Genomic DNA, 22519 nt, shown 5'->3' on the forward strand with positions numbered 1-22519 from the left:
CTTCAGCCGGCGTTGGCGAGTTCGGCGGCGCGGCGCGCGGCGCCGTCCATGGTGGTGGCCTGCTGGACCAGGGGGTGCGCGCGGCCGTCGAGGATCGCGCGACCGCGTACGGCGTTGTTTCCGTCGAGGCGTACGACCAGCGGCTTGGTCAGCTGGACGGCTTCCAGGGCCTGCACGATGCCGTCGGCGACCGCATCGCAGGCGGTGATGCCGCCGAAGACGTTGACGAAGACGGACTTGACGGATGGATCGGAGAGGATGACGGAGAGGCCGTCGGCCATGACCTGGGCACTCGCCCCGCCGCCGATGTCGAGGAAGTTGGCGGGCCGCGCGCCGCTGCCGGCGACCACGTCGAGGGTCGACATGACCAGGCCCGCACCGTTGCCGATGATTCCGACCTCGCCGTCCAGCTTCACGTAGTTGAGGCCCTTCGCGGCTGCCGCCGCCTCCAGCGGGTCGTCGTGCGCCGACTCCTGTTCTCCCCAACGGGCCTGCCGGAAGCGGGCGTTGTCGTCGAGGGTGACCTTGCCGTCGAGGGCGAGGATCTGGCCCTGGGTGGTACGTACGAGAGGGTTCACCTCGACGAGTACGGCGTCCTCGCGGATGAGTACGTCCCAGAGCCTGACCAGGCCGTCGACGGTCTGCGCGGGCAGTCGGGCCGCCTCGGCGATCTGTGCCGCCTTCGCCGAGGTGACGCCCTCGGCCGGGTCGACGGGAACGCGCGCCACGGCGTCGGACCTGGTCGCGGCCACTTCCTCGATCTCCATGCCGCCCTCGGCCGAGGCGATCGCGAGGAAACGGCCGGCTGCGCGGTCGAGTACGTAGCTGACGTAGAACTCAGCTTCGATGTCGACCGGTTGGGCCAGCATCACCGTGCCGACGGTGTGGCCCTTGATATCCATGCCGAGGATCTGGCGTGCCGTCAGTTCGGCGGCAGCCGGGTCGGCGGCGAGCTTCACCCCGCCCGCCTTGCCACGTCCACCGGTCTTCACCTGCGCCTTGACCACGACGCGCCCGCCCAGCCTGCGGGCGATCTCGCGGGCCTCCTTGGACGAATCGGTGACCTCGGCCCGCGGCACCAAGATGCCGTATTCCTCGAAGAGTTGCCTTGCCTGGTGTTCGTACAGGTCCATTCCGGCTCCTGCCTCAAAAGTGCCGCACGCCCCCTGGACACCACCCACCGGATGCGGGATAACAAGCTTCATACAGTATTCGTCGACTGTATGCAATCAATCGCGACGGCATCCACGAGCAGTGCGCGAACCGTGTCTGAAGTGCACGTTCGCGTGCCCGATCCCCTACGAAGGGACAGGACTTCGCCATGCCCGACGACAACAGCCAGAACCTCATCTCCGGTGGGCACTTGGTCGCCAAGGCGCTCAAAGCCGAGGGTGTGGAGGTCATTTACACCCTGTGCGGCGGCCACATCATCGATATCTACGACGGCTGCGTCGACGAAGGCATAGAGGTCGTCGACGTACGCCACGAACAGGTCGCCGCCCACGCCGCCGACGGCTACGCGCGCATCACCGGCAAGCCCGGCTGCGCGGTCGTCACCGCGGGCCCCGGCACGACCGACGCCGTGACGGGCGTCGCCAACGCCTTCCGCGCGGAGTCGCCCATGCTGCTGATCGGCGGCCAAGGGGCGCATACGCAGCACAAGATGGGGTCCCTTCAGGACCTGCCGCATGTCGACATGATGACGCCGATCACCAAGTTCGCGGCGACAGTGCCGGACACCGCACGCGCCGCCGACATGGTGTCGATGGCCTTCCGCGAGTGCTACCACGGCGCTCCCGGGCCCTCCTTCCTGGAGATCCCGCGCGATGTGCTCGACGCCAAGGTGCCGGTCGAGAAGGCCCGGGTCCCGGCCGCCGGTCAGTACCGGGCCTCGACGCGCTCGGCCGGCGACCCCGAGGCGATCGAGAAGCTCGCCGATCTCCTCGTGCACGCCGAGAAACCCGCGATCCTGCTGGGCAGCCAGGTCTGGACGACCCGTGGCACCGAGGCCGCCATCGAACTCGTACGCAGCCTCAACATCCCCGCCTACATGAACGGCGCCGGACGCGGCACCCTGCCGCCCGGGGACCCGCACCACTTCCAGCTCTCCCGCCGGTACGCCTTCTCCAACGCCGACGTCATCGTCATCGTCGGCACGCCCTTCGACTTCCGTATGGGCTACGGAAAGCGGCTGTCGCCGGACGCGACCGTGGTGCAGATCGACCTCGACTACCGGACCGTCGGCAAGAACCGGGACATCGACCTCGGGATCGTCGGCGACGCGGGCCTCGTCCTGAAGTCGGTGACCGAGGCTGCCTCCGGACGCCTGAACGGGGGCGCGTCGAAGCGCAAGGAGTGGCTCGACGAGCTGCGCGCGGCCGAGCAGACAGCGATCGAGAAGCGGCTGCCCAGCCTCAGGTCGGACACCTCGCCCATCCACCCGTACCGCCTGGTCAGCGAGATCAACGACTTCCTCACCGAGGACTCGATCTACATCGGCGACGGCGGCGACATCGTCACCTTCTCCGGCCAGGTCGTACAGCCCAAGTCACCCGGGCACTGGATGGATCCGGGACCGCTCGGCACGCTCGGCGTCGGCGTCCCCTTCGTGCTCGCGGCCAAGCAGGCGCGGCCCGACAAGGAAGTGGTGGCTCTCTTCGGAGACGGCGCCTTCTCGCTCACCGGCTGGGACTTCGAGACCCTCGTCCGCTACAACCTCCCCTTCGTCGGCATCGTCGGCAACAACTCCTCGATGAACCAGATCCGTTACGGCCAGAAGGCCAAGTACGGCGAGGCACGCGAGCGCGTCGGCAACACCCTCGGCGACGTCCACTACGACAAGTTCGCCCAGATGCTCGGCGGTTACGGCGAGGAGGTCCGCGACCCTGCCGACATCGGCCCCGCCCTGCGGCGAGCCCGCGAGTCGGGCAAGCCCTCGCTGATCAATGTCTGGGTCGACCCGGACGCGTACGCCCCCGGAACCATGAACCAGACGATGTACAAGTGAGGTGCCCGCCATGACCAGCACCGCGACTCACACCGCGACGAACGAAGCACCGAACACCGCGCCCAAGGCTCTCGAAGGCATCCGTGTCCTCGACATGACGCACGTCCAGTCGGGCCCCTCCGCAACCCAGTTGCTGGCCTGGCTGGGGGCGGACGTGGTCAAGCTGGAGGCGCCGACCGGTGACATCACGCGCAAGCAGTTGCGTGACCTCCCGGACGTCGACTCCCTCTACTTCACGATGCTCAACTGCAACAAGCGGAGCATCACCCTCAACACCAAGACCGAGCGCGGCAAGGAGATCCTCACCGAGCTGATCCGGCGCTCGGACGTCATGGTCGAGAACTTCGGACCGGGCGCGATCGACCGCATGGGCTTCACCTGGGACCGTATCCAGGAGATCAATCCGCGTATCGTCTATGCCTCCATCAAGGGGTTCGGGGACGGTCCGTACACCAACTTCAAGGCGTACGAGGTCGTCGCTCAGGCCATGGGCGGGTCGATGTCGACCACCGGGTTCGAGGACGGGCCGCCGCTGGCTACGGGGGCCCAGATCGGGGACTCGGGCACGGGCATCCACGCCGTGGCGGGGATTCTCGCGGCGCTGCTTCAGCGGGAGAACACCGGGCGCGGTCAGCGGGTCAATGTGGCCATGCAGCACGCTGTGCTCAACCTCTGCCGGGTGAAGCTGCGCGATCAGCAGCGCCTGGCACACGGCCCGCTCGCTGAATATCCGAACGACGATTTCGGCGACGAAGTTCCCCGGTCCGGCAACGCGTCCGGCGGCGGCCAGCCCGGCTGGGCCGTCAAGTGCGCGCCGGGCGGGCCCAACGACTATGTGTACGTCATCGTGCAGCCCGTCGGCTGGAAGCCGATCTGCGAGCTCATCGGGCGGCCGGAGCTGGCGGACGACCCCGAGTGGGCGACGCCGGAGGCGCGACTGCCGCAGCTCAACAAGATGTTCCAGCTGATCGAGGAGTGGTCGGCCACGCTCCCCAAGTGGGAGGTCCTGGAGAAGCTCAACGCCCACAACATCCCGTGCGGGCCGATCCTGTCGACCAAGGAGATCATCGAGGATCCGTCGCTGGTCGCCAACGAGATGGTCGTGAAGGTGCCGCACCCCGAGCGGGGCGAGTTCGTGACCGTGGGCAGTCCGCTCAAGCTCTCCGACTCCCCCGTGGACGTGACCAGTTCGCCGCTGCTCGGCGAGCACAACGAAGAGGTGTACGTCGGCGAGCTCGGTCTCGGCGACGAGGAGCTGCGCCTGCTCAAGTCGAACGGAGTGATCTGATTGATGGCCGAAGACCGGGTGCTGAGGGTGCGTACGCTCCTCGAAGCCGTTCGGGCCGAGGGCCGGACCGCGCTGACCGCGCCCGAGGGCAAAGTGATCGCCGACGCGTACGCGATCGCCGTCCCCGGCGAGGAGCTGGCGACAAACGTCGACGAGGCGGTCGCGTATGCGGCACGGTTCGGTGGACCTGTCGTGATGAAGATCGTCTCCCCTGACATCCTGCACAAGACCGACGCGGGTGGCGTGATCGTCGGCGTGGAGGGCGCGACCGACGTCAGGGCCGCCTTCCGCGAAATCATCGACAACGCGCGCGCGTACGCGCCCGAAGCCCGTATCGAGGGCGTACAGGTGCAGGAACTGCTGCCTCAGGGGCAGGAGGTCATCGTCGGAGCGGTGACCGATCCGACGTTCGGGAAAGTCGTCGCCTTCGGACTCGGCGGAGTGCTGGTGGAGGTCCTGAAGGACGTCACTTTCCGACTCGCCCCCGTAGACGCCGACGAAGCGCTGTCGATGCTGGACTCGATCCGCTCGGCGGAGATCCTGCACGGGGTGCGCGGCGCGCCGGCCGTGGACCGGTGGGCGATCGCCGAGCAGATCCGCCGGGTCTCCGAACTCGTCGCGGACTTCCCGGAGATCGCCGAGGTGGACCTCAATCCCGTGATCGCCACCCCGGAGGGCGCGGTCGCGGCGGACATCCGCGTGATCCTTGCGGACTCGGCCCCCAAGGAGCGCCGCAAGTACACGCGCGAGGAGATCCTCACCTCCATGCGCCGGCTGATGCAGCCCTCCTCGGTCGCCGTGATCGGTGCCTCCAACGAGCAGGGCAAGATCGGCAATTCGGTGATGCGCAACCTCGTCGACGGCGGCTTCTCCGGAGAGATCCACCCGGTGAACCCCAAGGCCGATGACATCTTGGGCCGCAAGGCGTACAAGAGTGTCACCGACGTTCCCGGCGAGGTGGATGTGGCGGTCTTCGCGATCCCCGCCAAGTTCGTGGCCTCCGCCCTGGAGGAGGTGGGGCGCAAGGGGATCCCCAACGCGGTACTGATCCCCTCCGGGTTCGCGGAAACGGGTGAGCATCAGCTCCAGGACGAGATCGTGGCCGTCGGCGAGCGCTACGGCGTGCGGCTGCTCGGGCCGAACATCTACGGCTACTACTCGACGTGGCAGGACCTGTGCGCCACGTTCTGCACGCCCTACGACGTCAAGGGCGGCGTCGCGCTCACCTCGCAATCCGGTGGCATAGGGATGGCCATTCTGGGTTTCGCACGCACTACGAAGACGGGTGTTTCGGCGATCGTGGGGCTCGGCAACAAGTCCGACCTGGACGAGGACGACCTGCTGACCTGGTTCGGCGAGGACCCCAACACCCAGTGCATCGCCATGCATTTGGAGGACCTCAAGGACGGGCGCGCCTTCGTGGAGGCGGCGCGGGCGACCGTCCCCAAGAAGCCGGTGGTCGTCCTGAAGGCGGGCCGTACAGCGGCCGGTGCCAAGGCCGCGGGCTCACACACGGGCGCTCTCGCGGGCGACGACGCCGTGTACGACGACATCCTGAAGCAGGCCGGTGTCATCCGGGCCCCCGGGCTGAACGACATGCTGGAGTACGCGCGCGCGTTGCCGGTGCTTCCGGCCCCTCGGGGCGACAACGTCGTGATCATCACGGGCGCCGGCGGCAGTGGCGTACTGCTGTCCGACGCGGTGACCGACAACGGCCTCTCCTTGATGGAGATTCCGCCGGATCTGGACGAGGCCTTCAGGAAGTTCATCCCGCCCTTCGGAGCCGCAGGCAACCCGGTGGACATCACCGGCGGCGAGCCCCCGTCGACGTACGAGGCGACGATCAGGCTGGGCCTTGAGGACCCGCGGATCCACGCGCTCGTCCTCGGCTACTGGCACACCATCGTGACCCCTCCCATGGTCTTCGCCGAGCTCACCGCGCGCGTGGTGGCCGAATTCCGGGAGCGCGGCATAGAGAAGCCGGTCGTGGCCTCGCTGGCGGGCGATGTCGAGGTCGAGGAGGCGTGCCAGCACCTCTTCGATCGGGGCGTCGTGGCGTACCCGTACACGACCGAGAAGCCGGTGGCGGTGCTGGGTGCGAAGTACCGGTGGGCACGGGCTGCGGGACTCTTGGGGGGCGGTCGATGAGCTGAGCGACGGCCCGAACCACGGGGCCTGCGGTGACCGCTCGCCGCGGGCCCCTGCGCGAAGAGAACGGACAGGGGGCGCTGGCCAGACTTCTTCCACGCGAAGGGTTCGATCGACATGGCGACAACTGACATCTCCACATCCGTCCCCTACAGGGAGGTGACGGACGCCAACGGCCGGATGTACCGGATCGGTGAATCCGATATCGACATCATGGGCCGCAAACGCAAGTGGATGGTCATCCTGCCCTGGGTGGGCATGATGGGCATCAGCTCGGCGGAGTACGCGTTCGCCTCGGCCGAGGAGACTCTGCACTCGGCACACAACTGGAGCAACGGGCACATCTTCTGGATGCTCGGTGTGTGGGTGTTCTTCCAGGCGGCCGTGGCCTTCCCGGCCGGAAAGCTCCGCGAGAGCGGGAAGCTGCCCGCCCGCTGGGCGATGATGCTGGGCGCGATCGGCACGCTCTTGGGGTATGTGTCACTCGCGTACGCACCGCATGTGATCGTCGCGTACGTGGGCTTCGGCATGTTCAGCGGTATGGGCGCCGGCATGGTGTACGCGACCTGCGTGAACATGGTCGGCAAGTGGTATCCGGAGCGCAAGGGCGGCAAGACGGGCTTCGTCAACGGCGGCTTCGCCTATGGCTCGGTGCCCTTCGTGTTCATCTTCACCGGCTTCATGGATCTCTCGAACTTCCGCTGGGTCCTCGTCTCCGTCGGCGTGTTCCTCGCGGCGGTCGTCGCAGTGGCCGGTTACTTCTTCCAGGATCCGCCGAAGAACTGGTGGCCCGCCGAGGTCGACCCGCTGCGGAAACCGGACGACCCGCGCGCGCGGCGCGCACTGGAGAAGAACCCGCCCGCCGTGAAGCAGTACACGCCGATCGAGGCATGGCGCACGGGCCGGGTGGCTCTCATGTGGTTCTGCCTGCTGTGCACCTCGGGCGTCAATATCTTCGGTATCGCCTTCCAGGTGCCGTTCGGCAATGATGTCGGCTTCGCGGGCGGGATCGTGGCAACGGCCATGTCCATGAAGGCGATTGTGAACGGCACCGGGCGCGGCGTCATCGGCTGGCTGTCCGACCGGTACGGCCGTAAGCAGTGCCTGATCTTCGTCTGCATCGTGCTGGGTCTGTCGCAGTACGGCATCCTCTGGTCCGGCAACATCGGCAACCTGCCACTGTTCCTGGTGTTCTCCAGCATCTCCGGTTTCGGCGGCGGCGCGATCTTCCCCATGTTCGCGGCGATGACCGCGGACTACTTCGGCGAGAACAACAACGCCTCCAACTACGGCCTCGTCTACAGCTCCAAGCTGGTGTCAGGCCTGCTGGGATCCGGCATGGGCGCCGTGGTCGTGAGCGCCTGGGACTACGCGGGCGCCTTCATCCTCGCCGGTTCCGTCTCGTTGTTCGCCGGCTTCGTGGCCCTGTTCCTGCACCCACCCGGGCGGCCCCGCAAGCGGCGCATCGAACCCAACCCACACCCGATCGGCGAGGAGATGGCCTGAGATGACGGCGGGGGTCCACAGCGTGCGCCCTCCCGTCGGCAGCCTTCTGTGCCGACGGGAGGGCGCACGCTGTGGGAGCCGTCAGCACTTCTCGCGCAGGGAGTGCAGATGCTCGCTCGAGCGGCGGGCGAAGGTGAACGACTCGGCGGGGTTGTCGTGTTCGGCCTGCCAGTGGTGGGCGAGGCGGTGGCCCTTCAGGCGCGTGACGCCGGAGATGAAGCGCTTGTAGTCGATGTCGCCGTCGCCGACGTCGGTCATTTGGTAGCCGAAGGGGTTCGACGGGTCGCTGACGCCGTCCTTCACGTGGAAGAGCGGGTAGCGGTTGGGGCGCTTGAGTACGTAGTCGAGGGGCTCGAAGGGCGCCGGTGTGCCGTCGACCCGCTTGGAGAAACGGAACTGGCCCACGTAGGCCCAGTAGATGTCCATCTCCAGGTAGACGAGCTTCGGGTCGGTCTCGGCGAGCAGCACGTCGTAGAGGCGGACGTTCGGCTTGTCGGTGGCGAAGGAGAACTCCTCCGAGTGGTTGTGCTGGTAGAACTTCATGCCGCGCGCCCTCGCCGCCGCACCGTAGGTGTTGAACTCCTCGGCGGCGCGTTTCCACGCGTCGACGGTCGAGCCGTAGCGGAACGGGTTCGACGCGGTGCCGATGTGCTTGAGACCGAGAGCCTGGGCGTCGTCGAGGACCTTGTTGAGGTTCTGCGCGAAGGTGTACGCGTTCGGGTCGCTGGAGTAGTAGCCGACGTGGCTGCCGATGGGGTTCAGGCCGTGGTCGCGGGCCAGCCGCTTGAGCTGGGCAAGTGTGATGGGTCCCGCCGAGCCCTGGGTGTATCCGGCGAACTCGACCTCGTCGTACCCGTACTTCTTCAACTCGGCGAAGACGGGAGCGAAGCCGAGCGTGGAGACCTTGTCGCGGAGGCTGTAGAGCTGGATGCCGAGCCGGCCGGGCGGCAGGACGGGGCGGCCCCGGCCCGCTTCGGCGGCCGCGGCGGGGGTGGCGGCGGTGCCGAGCAGGGCTGCGGCGGTGGCGCCCGCGGCCACGCCGAGCATGCCTCTTCTGCTGAGGCGGTGGGTGAGTTCGGGATCGTCGTTCTTGCTGGTGACGGCCGTGATGGCGGTGCGGCTGGAGCGGCTCATGCCTGGAACTCCTCGGTGTCGAAGGGCGTTGTCAGTGGTGAGTGCTTCACTTGTGACCAGTTGGAAGAGACAGGTCGGGTGGGACCGCGGGCCATGGCGTGCCCGTCGGCGCCGATCAGTCGGGACCGGTCGGATGGAGCAGGAGCGACTTCATGTCGGTGGCCGAGGGGCGGCCGTCGACAGTGCGGGGGGTGGAGCAGATGGGGAGCGGACGTTCGTCGTCGCTCGTGGGAAGGCGGCCGTGGCTGCCGCGAATAGGTGACGGGTCGAGGGGCACGACCGTCACGCGATAGCGCCTGGGCTGGCTCACAGTTCGGTTCACGGACTGGATCACGGCAGCTCCTTCAAGCCGAGGTCCGTCAACAGGTCGCGGGCGAGGGTGAGTTCGGCGGCGATTCCGTCCGCGAGCTGGGGGCGGCTGCGTGGGCGCAACTCGGCCGGGAGGGTCTGCCAGGTGTAGGTCTCGACTTCCAGATGACGGGTGAGCGGGTGCGGGCCGCCCACCAGCCGGGTCAGTACGTCCTTGAGTACGGGCAGCGTGGAAGAGAGGGGCGCGGCAGGCGCCGCGTGCAACGGGACGTGGAAGTGGGCGCGCCACGGGGACGTGTCGGGCAAAGCGTCGCCCTTGAGAGCTTCACCGAGGTCGTCGGTGCCGACGAGGCCAGCTGCGGTGGCAGTGACGCGGGTCTGGTGCAGGAAGCGGGGCTCGTCGAAGGCGGAGAGGGCCTCGCGTACTTCGGGAAGGTGGGGGTGTTCGGCGTGCAGAGCGGCTGAGAGCTGCGACTTGATGATGGGGACGCGGGCGGTGGCCAGCGCGTCCAGGGCAGTGTGCGGATCTTCGAAGGAGGTGGCGAGATGACAGGTGTCGACACAGACCCCGATGCGGTCGTGACCGATCGCGGTGAGCGGGGCGATGGCATCAGCGGTGGTTTCGACGATGCAGCCGGGCTCCGGCTCGAGGCCGATGCGGATGGAGCGGCCGGTCAACTCCTCCAGGGCGTCGAGGCGTTCGGCCAAGGTGACGAGGGCCGTGTGTGCCTGGACGGCACGGGTGTCGTCATAGGCGGTGCGCCAGGCGAGCGGCAGGGTGGAGATGCTGCCTTCGGTGACGTCGTCGGGCAGCAGGCCGGCAAGGACACGGGCCAGGGCGGTGGTGTGCTCGAGACGCTCGGCGTCGGCCCAGTCCGGCTTGTACACGCGGTACTTGACCTCTTCGGCGCCGAAGCCTTCGTACGGGAAGCCGTTGAGGGTGACGACCTCAAGGCCCCGGGCATCGAGCTCGGTGCGCAGCCTGCGCAGGGCGGACGGGTCGCTCACGAGGGCGTGAGCGGCGTCCTTGGCCAGCCACAGGCCGATGCCGAGGCGGTCGCGGCCGAGGCGCCGGCGTACGGGTTCGCAGTGGTCGCGGAGTTGGGCGAGGACGCCGTCGAACGTCTCGGCCGGGTGGACGTTGGTGCAATAGGCGAGGTGGACGGTCGAGCCGTCGGGGTGTCGGAAGCGCATGGGTTACGCCTCCGAGGTGGCCGCGTCGGTGACCGGGGTGCCGCGGAGGATGGAGTTGCCCTCATGGGTGGCGTCCGTGGCGGCGACGTCGAGGGTGAGCCGGCCGCTGAGTCCGTAGAAGGCGACGGGGTTGCGCCACAGCACCTGGTCGATGTCGTCCTCGGTGAAACCTGCCTCGAGCATGGCGTCGCCGACCTTGCGGGTCTTGAGGGGGTCGCTTCTTCCCCAGTCGGCCGCGGAGTTGACCAGGACCTTCTCGGGCCCGTACTCCCGCAGCACCGCGACCATCCGTTCCTCGTCCATCTTGGTGTCCGGATAGACGGAGAACCCGAGCCAGCAGCCGCCGTCCTTGGCCTCCTTGACCGTGGTCTCGTTGAGGTGGTCGACGAGCACCCGGTCCGGGGGCAACGCGGACTCCCTGACGACGTCGAGGGTGCGGCGCAGGCCCGCCAGCTTGTCTCGGTGCGGGGTGTGGACGAGGGCGGGCAGCGCATGGTCGGCGGCAAGCTGGAGCTGGTGCGCCAGTGCGCTGTCCTCGGCGGGGGTCATCGAGTCGTAGCCGATCTCGCCGACGGCCACGACCTGGTCCTTGACGAGATACCGGGGCAGTTCGTCGAGGACGGGCACACAGCGGAGATCGTTCGCCTCCTTGGGGTTGAGGGCGAGCGTGCAGTGGTGGGCGATGCCGTACTGGGCGGCGCGGAAGGGCTCCCAGCCCAGAAGTGAGTCGAAGTAGTCGAGGAAGGAGGCGGGTGAGGTGCGGGGCTGGCCGAGCCAGAAGGAGGGCTCGACAACCGCTCGCACGCCGGCCGTGTACATGGCCTCGTAGTCGTCGGTGGTCCGTGACGTCATATGAATGTGGGGGTCGAAGATGCGCATCAGGACTCCTTGCCGGACGGGGTGCCGGGGTGATCCGACGTTGCCGAAGCGGTCGGCACATCGCTCCCGGGCTCGGTCAGGGCCAGGACGCGGTACAGGTCCTCGGGCACGGGACGGCCCGCAGCGGAGCGTTCGTCGGCGTAATCGCCGAGCATGCGGGCCAGTTCGAAGTCGGCGCGGGCTCGGCGGGGCAGGTCGGCCACCGTGTCGATGGGGACGCCGGTGAACAGGCACTTCAGGACCGCGTGCCGCCAGTTGTGGGCATCCAGATGCCGGGCGGCGTACGGGCCGACGGCCGCGGCCAGGAGCCGGGTGTCGTTGGTGCGCAGGGCGTCCTCGACGATCGGCAGGGCGTCGGGGCCCGGTACGAGGTCGGGGAGGGCGTGCAGGACGGCGCGGCGTTCGGCGGCGGTGCCCTGGCGGTAGACGCGGGCCAGGGTGTCGGCATCGGCCTGAGCCGCATGCAGGAGGAGGACGCGGGCGGCGTCGGCGTGTTCGGGTCCGCAACGGCGACCGGCTTCGGCGATGCGCAACTCCCAGGCGGAGATGGGCCCGTGACTGCCTGGGTGGGCCGCCGCCTCGTCCAGGGCACGGTCCAGCCAGGCGCGGGCAGTGGCGTCCAGCTGGGAGTTCAGGCGGGCGCGCAGGGCGGCGACGGCTTCCGTCAGCTCCGGCGTGGCGGGAGGAGGAGCGGTGGGAGAAGGAGCGGTGGGAGAAGGAGCGGCGGCGTTGTGGAGGTGGTTCACGGGATTCTCCCTTCGGAGGCGGCGGGGCCCTCGCCGGGGATCGGGGTCTCGTCGGGGACGTGGGAGCTGTCCGGGTCTTGGGAGCCATCGGGACCTTGGAATCCCTCAGGGTCTTGGGACCCACCAAGGTCTTGGGACCCGTCAGCGATGTGGGAGTTGTCCGAGTCCTGGGAGCTGCCGGGCTTCTGAGCCTTGAGAGCAGCGGCCGCATGGTGCAGGAACTGGAGGGATTGCTTGGCGAGTTGAGGGCCGGCGTGGGAGTGGCGGGGTAGTTCGACGACGATCAGGCCCTGATAGGGGGTGGTGGCCAGGGCTTCGAGTACGGGCGGGAAGTCGATCTCTCCGTCGCCGAAGGGGAGGTGTTCATGGAGGCCGCGGCGCATGTCCTCGATCTGGACGTGGCGGAGCCAGGGGGCGGCGGCGCGTACGCACTCCGCGGGTGAGAGGGGTTCGAGGCACTGGCAGTGGCCGATGTCGAGAGTGAGACCGAGGGCGTCGGGGCTGCCCAAGGTTCGGCGGAGGTGGTGGAAGTCGTCGAGGGTGGCGAGGAGATGACCGGGTTCGGGTTCGATGGCGAGGGGGATGCCGGCGGTGGTGGCGGTGTCGAGGACGGGGGTGAGTGGTTCGGCGAGGCGCTTCCAGGCGGTTTCCTGGTCCGTGTCTTCAGGTGTGATCCCGCTGAAGCAGTGCACGGCGTGGGCGCCCAGGTCGGTGGCCACCTGAACCGCCCGGATCAACAGGTCGACACGTCGGGCCCGTTGCTCCGGATCCGGGTCGAGCAGCGACGGACCGTGCTTGCGCCACGGGTCGAGGACGTACCGTGCGCCGGTCTCGATGGTGACGCTCAGTCCGAGTTCGTCCAGCCTGCGGGCGACTCGACGGGTGCGGGCCGCGAGGTCCGGGGCGAGCGGGTCCAGGTGCATGTGGTCGAGGGTCAGTCCTACGCCGGTGTAGCCAAGGTCGGCGAGGAGGGCGAGAGCGTCGTTGAGGCGGAGGTCGGTGAGGCCGTTGGTGCCGTAACCGAAGCGGAGGGGGTGAACGACAGGGCCGGTCGCCGACGAGCCGGTGCTTGCGCTGGACGTGGACTCACCGCCACCTCCGGCCAGCGTGCCCTCGTCGGGCACGCGGCCACCCTGCCCGGCGATCAGCGGCCCGAGCCGCCGCTGCGCGGGCTCATCCGCCGAAGCGCCGTGTGTCGTCCCGCGCTCCAGTTCTCTCATCGCCCCTCCCCCGACAGCCCTCGCGGAACCCGCGGCTCCTGCGGCTCCCGCGCGCCCAGCTCACCGAATTCAGCCGCCGCCACGGACGCACCAGGTGGATCCGAAGCGCCCAACGCACCGGAAGCACCCGAGGCACCACAGGCTCCAGAAGCACCCAATGGAGCCGAGGCATGACCGGACGCACCGGAAGCACCCAACGCACCCAACCGCCCTCCAAACCCCACCAGTTCCGCGTACTGCTCCCCCAACGCCGAAGGCCCGTCACCCACCGGATCCTTGAAATAGAAGCCCAGCTCGCCCAACGGACCCGACAGACCCACCTCCTGGGCCCGTGCCACCAAGCGCACCAAATCCAGGACCAGGGGCGCTGCGAGGGCGGAGTCGCAGCCCTGCCACGTCGTCTGGAGGATCATGCGGGTGCCGAGGAAGCCGTCGAAGGCGATGTGGTCCCAGGCGGTCTTCCAGTCGCCGAGGGCCGGTACGTCGTCGATGTGGACCTCGCCCTCGGGGACCGCGGCGAGGGTGTCGGCCAGGACGCGTTCCTTGCCGGCGTTCTTCGCGGCCGCGGCAGCGGGGTCGGACAGGGCCGCTCCGTCTCCGCCGCCGAGCAGGTTTGTGCCGGACCAGGCGCGGACCGTCAGCGCGCGCTGCGCGAACATCGGGCCCAGTACCGAGCGCAGCAGGGTCTGGCCGGTTTTGCCGTCACGGCCGGCGTACGGCAGACCGGACGCGGCGGCGGCTGACGCCAGCGCCGGGTGGTGGAGACCCGTGGAGGGGGTGAAGTTGACGTACGGGCAGCCGGCCCGCAGCGCCGCGGCCGCGTAGAGCGAGCTTGGGGGTAGTTCGGTGCTGTCCGGGGCCGGTTCCGTGGAGGCGACGTTCACGACCACCGCCCGGGCGAGGCCGTGGCGGCGTACGAAGTCACGCATGTCCGCGGCGAAGGCGGCGACGAGTTCCTCCGTGTCCCGGGTGTCGCCGGGGACTGGGCCGCCCGGCCTGATCTCCCGGTCCGCGGTGGCGAGTTCGGCGCCCACGGCTGTCGGGAGGCCGTGCAGCAGGACGCCCCCGGCGGCCAGTGCCTCAGCGCGCTTGGGCAGGGGGCAGTCCATCGTGTCGTGGCCGCCGAAGACGAGGGACGACAACGCCGGCAGTCCGGAGCCGGAGAAGGGGTCGGTCTCGGTGACCATGCCCGTCGGAGGATGCAGGCCCGCGGTCATGGCCGCGCAGCCCGCGACAACGGTCGTGGCGACGGAACCGCGCGCTCCGATCAGCCACACGCCCACCCGTGACTCGGGCACCCGCGACTCGGACATCCGTGACTCGGAAGGGGACGGTTCGACGGACATGGTCAGCCTCCTTGTCATACGCGAACCAGACGGGCCGTACGCAAACCAAACGGCCGTACAGAACCGGAGATGAGAAGAACAGGAAAGACGGCGGGCGGGGGTCCGGCGTCCCCCGCCCGCCGCCGCTCAATCGCCCTGCGCAGCAGATCGCGCGGGCAGTTCCTTGATCCGGATGTCGCGGAAGGACACCTGGTCTTCGGCACCGTGGTTCTGGATGCCGATATGACCGTCGCGCAGGCTGCGCACCGGATCGGTGTTGGTGAAATCGTTGATCTTCACGCCGTTGAGATAGACGCGGAGCCGTTCGCCCTCCACACGGATCTCGTACGTGTTCCACTCCCCCGGCGGGTTCAGCGCACGGTCGCGCTTCTTGATGTCGGCGGACTGGAAGCTGTACACGGCCCCAGTGGTGCGATCGGGGGCGTCGGTCGCGTCGATCTGGATCTCGTACCCGTTGTTGACGGCAGACCAGGGATCGTCGGAGGCCGGGAAGCCCACGAAGACACCGGAGTTGTCGTCACCGGAGGCACTCGCCATCTTCCAGTCGAGCTTCAGCGAGTACGAACCGAACCCCGAGGCGCCGTACCAGAGCATGCCCAGGCCACCCACCGACGTCAGCGTGCCGTCGTCACCCAGCGTGAACGAGCCCGGCCCCGCCTGCTTCCAGGCGGAGAGTGACGCCTCAGTGCCGTCGAAGAGCTGCCGGTAACCGTTCTCCGGACGGCAGTCGGCCTCCGCGGCCCCGATCGCCCAGCGGAGTCCGCCCAGCAGGTGCTGCCGGACGGCGGGGTCGGCGTACGACTCCTTGGTGTGGCCGACGCCGGTGTAGAAGGCGCGGCCGCCCTGATAGTTCTGGCACCACGCAATCGGATGATCGCCGTTCATCGTGCCGCCGGTGTACGACGACTCGTCGAGCGAGGCCAGGACATGGGTGCGTTCCCGGGGGTTGGAGCGGTAGTCGTACCACTCGTCCGTACGCTTCCAGGACTCCGGGAGATGCGCGGTGGCCGGATGCGCATGGTCCTCGACCTCGATCCGTGCGGCCTGGATCGCCGGGTGCGACTTGAAGTAGGCGCCCACCAGGCCGCCGTAGAAGGACCAGTCGTACTCGGTGTCGGCGGCGGCGTGGATGCCCACGTAGCCGCCCCCGCGCTGGATGTAGCCCTCGAAGGCCTTCTGCTGGCCCGCGTTGAGCACATCGCCGGTGGTGGACAGGAACACGACGGCGTCGTACTTGGCGAGGTTGCGGGACGTGAAGGCTGCCCCGTTCTCCGTCGCGTCCACGGCGAATCCGTTCGCGGCGCCGAGGTCCTTCACCGCGGCGATCCCCTCCGGGATGGAGTCGTGCCGGAACCCGGCGGTCTTGGAGAACACCAGCACCCGGCCGTCCGCACGACCCTTGACGTCAGCCTCCTTCGACTCAGCCTGCTGCCCATCAGGCCCTTCAGGCCCCTTGGACGCGGCCGGCCCCGACACACACCCGATGAGCAGGGCGGCGCCCAACAGCGCGGTCACCGTTCTGCCTGTTGCTCGCATCGCGTCGCCCTCCCTCAGCCGGTCGTGAACGTGAAGTCGTCGACCTCGTACAGCGCTCCGGTGCCACGCCCCTTGAACACGAGGTAGAGCGTGGTCGTCCCGCGCGGTGCGCCCTTCAGGGACGTACTGACGTCCTGGTACTTCTCCGAGCCGCCCGTCACCGGAACGGTCGCCGTGCCGAGCAGACGCCCCTTGGGCGAGCCCGCGCGGATCTCGAGCTTTCCGCCCGCGCCCTCGGAGGCGACGCGTGCCGTGAGCTTCTTGGCGTTGCTCAGGACGTAGGGCTCGAAGGAGATCCAGTCGCCGTTGTTGATGTCGCCGACGGTCTCACCGCCGTGCGCGGTGGCACGTGTCTGCACCTTGGTTCCCGAGGCCTTCCCGAAGTGCTCGGCCTGGCGGTGCTTGGGCTGGACGACGCCCTGGTCGTGGCTGGTGAGCGCCTCCTGGCCGCCGCCACCGCCGTCGGTGTACTCCGCGTCGAAGACGCCGAAGATGTTCGCGTCCTCGTCATGGCCGCCGTCGGCGCTGGTCTGGATGGTGCCGGTGCAGCCGTTCGCCGAGGTCACCGGGTGACCGTGGCTGTCGTGGCCGAGGATGAAGGTGACCTTCACCTTGGCACAATCGATGGTCCCGTCCTCCGGATCGGTGACCTTCACCTTGAACGGCACGGCGTCCCCGAAGCTGAACAGCTGCCCGTCACGCGGCAGTTCCAGGGTCACCTTCGGCGCCGTGTTGCCCACCACGACCTGCACACTGGAGCTGCCGGTGCGGCCGCCGGGGTCCTTGGCCGTCAGCGTCGCTGTGTATGTCCCGTTCTTCCTGTACTTGTGCGTGGGGTTCGCCGACGTGGACTTGCCGCCGTCGCCGAAGTCCCAGCTGTACGTGAGGGAGTCGCCGTCGGCGTCACTGGTGCCGGCGGAGGAGAACTTCACCTTCAGCGGTGCCTGTCCTGACGTACGGTCGGCCGCGGCCTGTGCCACGGGTGAGTGTCCGTCGGTGGCGTTCTCGATCCGGTACAGCGCGGAGTTCTCGTCGCCGCCGAACCAGGCCAGGCCGTAGTCGAGGACGTACAGCGCGCCGTCCGGGCCGAAGGCCATGTCCATCACCTGGGTGCCGGTCCACGGTATGTCGTTGATGGCCTGCACGGTGCCGTCGGCGTCCGAGGTGATCCGCTTGATCCAGCGGCGGCCGAACTCCCCGGCGAAGAAGTCCCCGTCGTATGCCTCGGGGAATTTGACCGGCGAGTCGAGGTTCGGGTCGTAGTGGTAGACCGGGCCGCCCATCGGGGACTCGGAGCCGTCACCGAATTCCGGGACGGACGCGCCGTCGTACGGGATCCACGCGGGCTGCGCCGGAGGCAGGTCGGTCAGGCCGGTGTTGTTCGGCGAGGTGTTCTTGGGGGCGGCGCAGTCGAATGCCGCTCCGGAAGCGCCGGTTGCGAAGTCGTAGTCGACGTAGGCGTCGTTGTCGCCGGTGCAGTACGGCCAGCCGAAGTTGCCGGGCTCGGTGATGCGGGCGAACTCGACCTGGCCTGCGGGACCACGGGCCGGGTCGGCGGCTCCTGCGTCGGGGCCGTACTCACCCACGTACAGAATCCCCGTCTCCTTGTCGACGCTGAAGCGGAACGGGTTGCGCAGGCCCATCGCGTAGATCTCGGGGCGCGTCTTGTCCGTGCCGGGGGCGAAGAGGTTGCCGTCGGGGATGGCGTAGGAGCCGTCGGCGTTCACCTTGATGCGGAGGATCTTGCCGCGCAGGTCGTTGGTGTTGCCGGCCGTGCGCTGGGCGTCGAAGGCCGGGTTGCGGTTCGCGCGCTCGTCGATGGGGGTGAAGCCGTCAGACTGGAACGGGTTGGAGTCGTCGCCGGTCGACAGATACAGGTTCCCCGCCGCGTCGAAGTCGATGTCGCCGCCGACGTGGCAGCAGATGCCGCGGGTCGCCGGGACGTCGAGGATCTTCGTCTCGCTGGCCTTGTCGAGGGTGCCGTCGGCGTTGAGGACGAAGCGGGAGAGCCGGTTGACGCCGTCGAAGGGCGCGAAGTCGGCGGCGGTGCCCGTCTCGGGGGCGTCGCCCGCCGGGGTGTTCATCGGCGGGGCGTAGTAAAGGTAGATGAAGCGGTTGTCGGCGAAGTCGGGGTCGACGCCGATGCCCTGCAGGCCTTCCTCGTCGTGCGCGTACACGTCGAGTTTGCCCGCGAGCTTCGTGGTGCCCGCGGCGTCGGTGATCCGCAGCTCCCCGTCGCGCGAGGTGTGCAGGACCGAGCGGTCCGGGAGGACGGCGAGCGACATGGGCTCACCGGTCTCGGGTTCGCCCTTGGCGAGGGTGACCTGCTGGAAGTCCTCGGCCTTGGGCTCGGCCGCGGGCTCAGCAGCCGCCGGGGTGCCACCCGGGTCGGCGACGGCCGCGCCCGCCGCTGGGGCGGTGAGGCCGAGTGAGGCGCCCGCGAGCAGCAGACCGCTCAGCAACGCGAGGGCCCCACGAAGTCTCGGGCGTCTGGTGTGGCTTCTGGTGTTCCTGTTTCTGACATGCGGGTGCACGAATTGCCTCCACGATGGGGCCGGTCGTACGGGTGTGTGCGGAACGCCGGGGTGCGCCGTCACCCCGGAGGTGTGCCAGAAAGATCAGTCGTTGCCGCCGAACGCCGCGTCGAAGGACGCCGTCGGCGGCTCGAAGTCGTACGCCTTGAGCCGGGTGAGTGCCTCAGGCGCTCCCTGGAGGCGGTCCATGCCCGCGTCCTCCCACTCGACCGAGATGGGGCCCTTGTAGTCGATGGAGCGCAGCATCCGGAACACGTCCTCCCACGGGACGTCGCCGTGACCTGCGGACACGAAGTCCCAGCCGCGGCGCGGGTCGCCCCAGGGCAGATGCGAGCCGAGTCGGCCGTTGCGGCCGTCGAGGCGCTTGCGCGCTTCCTTGCAGTCGACGTGGTAGATCCGGTCGCGGAAGTCCCACAGGAAGCCGACCGGGTCGAGGTCCTGCCAGACGAAGTGCGAGGGGTCGAAGTTCAGCCCGAAGGCCGGGCGGTGGTCAACTGCCTCCAGCGCGCGCTGAGTTGTCCAGTAGTCGTACGCGATCTCGCTCGGGTGGACCTCGTGGGCGAACCGCACGCCCTCGTGGTCGAAGACGTCGAGGATCGGGTTCCAGCGCAGCGCGAAGTCCTCGTAGCCACGCTCGATCATCGACTCGGGGGCGGGCGGGAACATCGCGACCAGGTGCCAGATCGCGGACCCCGTGAAGCCGATGACGGTGTCGACGCCGAAGGCCGCCGCCGCGCGCGCGGTGTCGGCGATCTCGGACGCCGCCCGCTGTCGTACGCCTTCCGCCTCGCCGTCGCCCCAGATACGGGCCGGGAGGATCGCCTGGTGGCGTTCGTCGATGATGGCGTCGCAGACCGCCTGGCCGACCAGATGGTTGGAGATGGCCCAGCACTTCAGGCCGTACTTGTCGAGCAGTTGGTGCCTGGAATCGAGGTACGAGGAATCGGCGAGTGCCTTGTCGACCTCGAAGTGGTCGCCCCAGCAGGCGAGTTCGAGCCCGTCGTAGCCGAAGTCGCGGGCGAGCCTGCAGACCTCCTCGAGCGGCAGGTCGGCCCACTGGCCGGTGAAGAGCGTGAAGTTGCGCGGCATGGAACGGCCCTCCTCAACTCGCGATGGGTGTGTATACGGAGTTCTTCGCGGCGCTCTCTTCGACGGCCGCGAGTACGCGCTGCACCTGCAGTCCGTCGGCGAAGGACGGCACCGGTGCGCGGCCCTCGGCGATGGCGGTCACCAGGTCGCGGGCCTGGTGGACGAAGGTGTGCTCGTAGCCGAGGCCGTGACCGGGCGGCCACCAGGCCTCCAGGTAGGGGTGATCGGGCTCGGTGACGAGGATGCGGCGGAAGCCGGCGTGGGTGCCGGGCTCGCGGTGGTCGTGGTACTCGAGTTCGTTGAGCCGTTCCAGGTCGAAGGCCAACGAGCCGTGTTCACCGTTCAGTTCGATACGCAGGGCGTTCTTGCGGCCGGTGGCGTACCGGGTGGCCTCGAAGGAGGCGAGCGCGCCGGAGGCGAACCGGCCGGTGAACAGGGCGGCGTCGTCCACGGTGACCGGGCCGGATCCGTTGGCCGAGACGGCGGACAGTCCGCTGGTCGGTCCGCCGGGCAGCGGCCGCTCCCGTACGAAGGTCTCGGTCAGCGCCGACACTCCGACGACCGGCTCGCCCACCATGTACTGCGCGAGGTCGACGATGTGCGCGCCCAGGTCGCCGAGCGCGCCCGAGCCCGCCGTCTCCTTGCGCAGCCGCCAGGTCAGTGGGAACTGCGGGTCCACCAGCCAGTCCTGAAGGTACGTCACCCGTACGTGGCGCAGGGCGCCCAACCGTCCCTCGGCGACCATCTTCCGGGCCAGCGAAGTCGCGGGCACGCGGCGGTAGTTGAAGCCGACCATCGCCACCTGGCCGCGTGCAGCTGCGGCTTCGGCGGCCTCGGTCATCGCCTCGGCCTCCTCCACCGTGTTGGCGAGGGGCTTCTCGCACAGCACGTGCTTGCCCGCGGCCAGTGCGGCAAGGGCGATCTCGGCGTGGCTGTCGCCGGGCGTGCAGATGTCGACGAGGTCGACGTCGTCCCGGGTGATCAGCGCCCGCCAGTCGGTCTCGGCCGCCGCCCAGCCGAGCCGGTCGGCCGCCGCGCGTACGGCCTGTCCGTCGCGGCCGCAGACGGCGGCGAGGACGGGGTGGCGGGGCAGGTCGAAGACGCGGCCCACTGTGCGCCAGCCTTGGGAGTGAGCGGCGCCCATGAATGCGTATCCGACCATGCCAACGCCTAGCGGCGGCTTCTCGGCCACCGGGCTCTGGGCCGTGGGCTTCTCGACCGCTGCCCCGGCCTCTGCCTCGTCGGGCTGCTGCGGCTGTCCCATGCGGGAGTCCTCCTCGTGTCGTAGCGCGGTGGGGGGTATGAGCGGGCGCTCCGCGGGTGGTGCAGTCGACTATCTGCGGGTCCGTTGTGGCTGGTCGCGCCCGCGCGGCGGAGCCGCACAGTGATACAGCCCCGCGCCCCTTACGGGGCGCTGGTGGAGCCGCATCTTCACAGCCCGCGCCCCTGAACGGGGCGCGCCCTCGAACCCGGTGGACACGTCACTTGAACCCCGTGGACATGTACTGATCGACGTTCTCCTTGTCGACGACTGCCGAGTAGAGCGTCAGGGATGCCGGGATCTCGAACTCCGCCAGGCCGCCCACGCCCTTGCCCTGGCCCAGGGCGCGGGCCAGGTCGATCGCCGATGCGGCCATCGTCGGCGGGTAGAGGACGGTGGCCTTGAGGACGCCGTCGTCTGCCTTGATCGCCTGGAAGGCGGACAGTGCGCCCGCGCCGCCGACCATCAGGAAGTCGTCGCGGCCGGCCTGGTCGATGGCGCGCAGGGCGCCCACGCCCTGGTCGTCGTCGTGGTTCCACAGGGCGTCGAACTTCGACTGGGCCTGGAGGAGTTGGGACATCTTGGCCTGGCCCGACTCGACGGTGAAGTCGGCGGCCTGCCGGGCGACCTTCTTGATGTTCGGGTAGTTCTTCAGGGCCGCGTCGAAGCCCTGCGTACGCTGCTGGGTCAGCTCCAGGTTGTCGAGGCCGGCGAGTTCGATGACGCGGGCGTTCTTCTTGTCCTTGAGCTTCTCGCCGATGTAGTGACCGGCGTTCAGGCCCATGCCGTAGTTGTCGCCGCCGATCCAACAGCGGTACGCCTGCGGGGAGTTGAAGATCCGGTCGAGGTTGACGACGGGAATGCCGGCGCGCATGGCCTGGAGCCCGACCTGGGTGAGCGCCTTGCCGTCGGCGGGCAGGATCACCAGGACGTCGACCTTCTTGTTGATCAGGGTCTCGATCTGGCCGATCTGCGCGGCGGTGTCGTTGGAGCCCTCGGTGATCTCCAGCGTGACGTCCTTGTACTTCTTCGCCCGGCTCTTGGCGTTCTCGTTGATCGCGTTCAGCCAGCCGTGGTCGGCCTGCGGTCCTGCGAAGCCGATGGTGACCTGCTTGCCGGGCTTGTCGTCGGCGGCGGGCTGGTCGTTGGAGGCCGGCTCGTCGCTGGACTCGTTACTCGTGCAACCGGCGAGCAGGGCGCCGGCCCCGACGGCGGCGGTGCCGAAGAGCAGTCCTCTGCGGCTGGTGAGCTCTGGCATGGCGGTGGACCCTTCCGTGAAGGACGTGCGAAACGGCTCAAGTCGTGATGGCGCTACGGCCTCA

16 protein-coding genes and 1 pseudogene are annotated in these 22519 nt (G+C 68.9%); 4 read left to right on the forward strand and 13 right to left on the reverse strand.

Features of this window, described 5'->3' with window-relative positions; genetic code table 11:
- Positions 1-2 precede the first annotated feature (2 nt).
- Entirely contained in the window at positions 3-1133 is a 1131-nt protein-coding gene (gene sucC, locus OHT21_RS07745) for an ADP-forming succinate--CoA ligase subunit beta (RefSeq protein WP_328767512.1), read from the reverse strand.
- Positions 1134-1321: 188 nt separating this feature from the next.
- Between sucC and OHT21_RS07750 the strand changes: the two genes are divergently transcribed.
- From OHT21_RS07750 to OHT21_RS07765, 4 genes are all read left to right on the forward strand, one after another.
- The gene (locus OHT21_RS07750) at positions 1322-3007 is read left to right on the forward strand and encodes a thiamine pyrophosphate-binding protein (protein WP_189326958.1); all 1686 of its coding nucleotides are present in this window, start codon (positions 1322-1324) and stop codon (positions 3005-3007) included.
- A 10-nt stretch (positions 3008-3017) separates the two neighbouring features.
- Complete coding sequence (frc, locus tag OHT21_RS07755) at positions 3018-4295, forward strand: formyl-CoA transferase (RefSeq protein WP_328767513.1); 1278 nt, start codon at positions 3018-3020, stop codon at positions 4293-4295.
- A gap of 3 nt (positions 4296-4298) precedes the next feature.
- On the forward strand, positions 4299-6443 hold the full coding sequence (locus OHT21_RS07760; RefSeq protein WP_328767514.1) for an acetate--CoA ligase family protein: 2145 nt from the start codon (positions 4299-4301) through the stop codon (positions 6441-6443).
- 117 nt (positions 6444-6560) lie between these two features.
- On the forward strand, positions 6561-7949 hold the full coding sequence (locus tag OHT21_RS07765; protein ID WP_328767515.1) for an OFA family MFS transporter: 1389 nt from the start codon (positions 6561-6563) through the stop codon (positions 7947-7949).
- 81 nt (positions 7950-8030) lie between these two features.
- On the opposite strand, the gene OHT21_RS07770 is transcribed toward OHT21_RS07765, so the two are convergent.
- The 12 genes and pseudogenes from OHT21_RS07770 to OHT21_RS07825 all read right to left on the reverse strand — a co-directional run bounded on the left by OHT21_RS07770 (position 8031) and on the right by OHT21_RS07825 (position 22455).
- Positions 8031-9083 (reverse strand): sugar phosphate isomerase/epimerase family protein, encoded by a 1053-nt coding sequence (locus tag OHT21_RS07770; RefSeq protein ID WP_328767516.1) that lies wholly within the window; start codon positions 9081-9083, stop codon positions 8031-8033.
- 115 nt (positions 9084-9198) lie between these two features.
- Positions 9199-9378, reverse strand: a pseudogene (locus tag OHT21_RS07775) (alkaline phosphatase family protein); the annotation flags it as partial.
- A gap of 35 nt (positions 9379-9413) precedes the next feature.
- The gene (gene eboE / locus OHT21_RS07780; RefSeq protein WP_328767517.1) at positions 9414-10586 is read right to left on the reverse strand and encodes a metabolite traffic protein EboE; all 1173 of its coding nucleotides are present in this window, start codon (positions 10584-10586) and stop codon (positions 9414-9416) included.
- A gap of 3 nt (positions 10587-10589) precedes the next feature.
- Positions 10590-11465 (reverse strand): TatD family hydrolase, encoded by an 876-nt coding sequence (locus OHT21_RS07785; protein ID WP_328767518.1) that lies wholly within the window; start codon positions 11463-11465, stop codon positions 10590-10592.
- Positions 11465-12211: an EboA domain-containing protein gene (locus OHT21_RS07790; RefSeq protein ID WP_443050327.1), complete on the reverse strand. Its 747-nt coding sequence runs from the start codon at positions 12209-12211 to the stop codon at positions 11465-11467. Before OHT21_RS07790 ends, OHT21_RS07785 begins: the two co-directional genes overlap by 1 nt.
- Positions 12208-13431, reverse strand: a complete 1224-nt coding sequence (locus tag OHT21_RS07795; RefSeq protein ID WP_328767519.1) for a sugar phosphate isomerase/epimerase family protein — start codon at positions 13429-13431, stop codon at positions 12208-12210. The genes OHT21_RS07790 and OHT21_RS07795 overlap by 4 nt, the downstream gene beginning before the upstream one ends.
- On the reverse strand, positions 13428-14777 hold the full coding sequence (locus tag OHT21_RS07800; protein WP_443050328.1) for an inositol-3-phosphate synthase: 1350 nt from the start codon (positions 14775-14777) through the stop codon (positions 13428-13430). The genes OHT21_RS07795 and OHT21_RS07800 overlap by 4 nt, the downstream gene beginning before the upstream one ends.
- A 126-nt stretch (positions 14778-14903) precedes the next feature.
- A complete protein-coding gene (locus tag OHT21_RS07805; RefSeq protein WP_328767520.1) occupies positions 14904-16313 on the reverse strand; it encodes a ThuA domain-containing protein in 1410 nt (469 codons plus the stop codon).
- Positions 16314-16327: 14 nt separating this feature from the next.
- Positions 16328-18847 (reverse strand): PQQ-dependent sugar dehydrogenase, encoded by a 2520-nt coding sequence (locus OHT21_RS07810; protein ID WP_328767521.1) that lies wholly within the window; start codon positions 18845-18847, stop codon positions 16328-16330.
- 84 nt (positions 18848-18931) lie between these two features.
- The gene (locus OHT21_RS07815; RefSeq protein WP_328767522.1) at positions 18932-19936 is read right to left on the reverse strand and encodes a sugar phosphate isomerase/epimerase family protein; all 1005 of its coding nucleotides are present in this window, start codon (positions 19934-19936) and stop codon (positions 18932-18934) included.
- Positions 19937-19949: 13 nt separating this feature from the next.
- Positions 19950-21200 carry a Gfo/Idh/MocA family protein gene (locus OHT21_RS07820; RefSeq protein ID WP_328767523.1) on the reverse strand — a complete coding sequence of 417 codons (1251 nt, stop codon included), beginning with the start codon at positions 21198-21200 and terminating at the stop codon, positions 19950-19952.
- Between the two features lie 217 nt (positions 21201-21417).
- Positions 21418-22455, reverse strand: a complete 1038-nt coding sequence (locus OHT21_RS07825; protein WP_328767524.1) for a substrate-binding domain-containing protein — start codon at positions 22453-22455, stop codon at positions 21418-21420.
- Between the last annotated feature and the right edge of the window lie 64 nt (positions 22456-22519).

This window comes from Streptomyces sp. NBC_00286 (genome assembly GCF_036173125.1).
Lineage (GTDB): Bacteria > Actinomycetota > Actinomycetes > Streptomycetales > Streptomycetaceae > Streptomyces.

Excerpts from the sequence above, each read along its gene's own strand:
- OHT21_RS07795 (WP_328767519.1), bottom strand. The coding sequence starts at position 13,431 with ATGAGAGAACTGGAGCGCGGGACGACACACGGCGCTTCGGCGGATGAG.
- sucC (WP_328767512.1), bottom strand. The coding sequence starts at position 1,133 with ATGGACCTGTACGAACACCAGGCAAGGCAACTCTTCGAGGAATACGGC.
- OHT21_RS07815 (WP_328767522.1), bottom strand. The coding sequence starts at position 19,936 with ATGCCGCGCAACTTCACGCTCTTCACCGGCCAGTGGGCCGACCTGCCG.
- OHT21_RS07765 (WP_328767515.1), top strand. The coding sequence starts at position 6,561 with ATGGCGACAACTGACATCTCCACATCCGTCCCCTACAGGGAGGTGACG.
- OHT21_RS07825 (WP_328767524.1), bottom strand. The coding sequence starts at position 22,455 with ATGCCAGAGCTCACCAGCCGCAGAGGACTGCTCTTCGGCACCGCCGCC.
- eboE (WP_328767517.1), bottom strand. The coding sequence starts at position 10,586 with ATGCGCTTCCGACACCCCGACGGCTCGACCGTCCACCTCGCCTATTGC.
- OHT21_RS07760 (WP_328767514.1), top strand. The coding sequence starts at position 4,299 with ATGGCCGAAGACCGGGTGCTGAGGGTGCGTACGCTCCTCGAAGCCGTT.
- OHT21_RS07820 (WP_328767523.1), bottom strand. The coding sequence starts at position 21,200 with ATGGGACAGCCGCAGCAGCCCGACGAGGCAGAGGCCGGGGCAGCGGTC.
- OHT21_RS07800 (WP_443050328.1), bottom strand. The coding sequence starts at position 14,777 with ATGTCCGTCGAACCGTCCCCTTCCGAGTCACGGATGTCCGAGTCGCGG.
- OHT21_RS07770 (WP_328767516.1), bottom strand. The coding sequence starts at position 9,083 with ATGAGCCGCTCCAGCCGCACCGCCATCACGGCCGTCACCAGCAAGAAC.
- OHT21_RS07805 (WP_328767520.1), bottom strand. The coding sequence starts at position 16,313 with ATGCGAGCAACAGGCAGAACGGTGACCGCGCTGTTGGGCGCCGCCCTG.
- frc (WP_328767513.1), top strand. The coding sequence starts at position 3,018 with ATGACCAGCACCGCGACTCACACCGCGACGAACGAAGCACCGAACACC.
- OHT21_RS07750 (WP_189326958.1), top strand. The coding sequence starts at position 1,322 with ATGCCCGACGACAACAGCCAGAACCTCATCTCCGGTGGGCACTTGGTC.
- OHT21_RS07785 (WP_328767518.1), bottom strand. The coding sequence starts at position 11,465 with ATGCGCATCTTCGACCCCCACATTCATATGACGTCACGGACCACCGAC.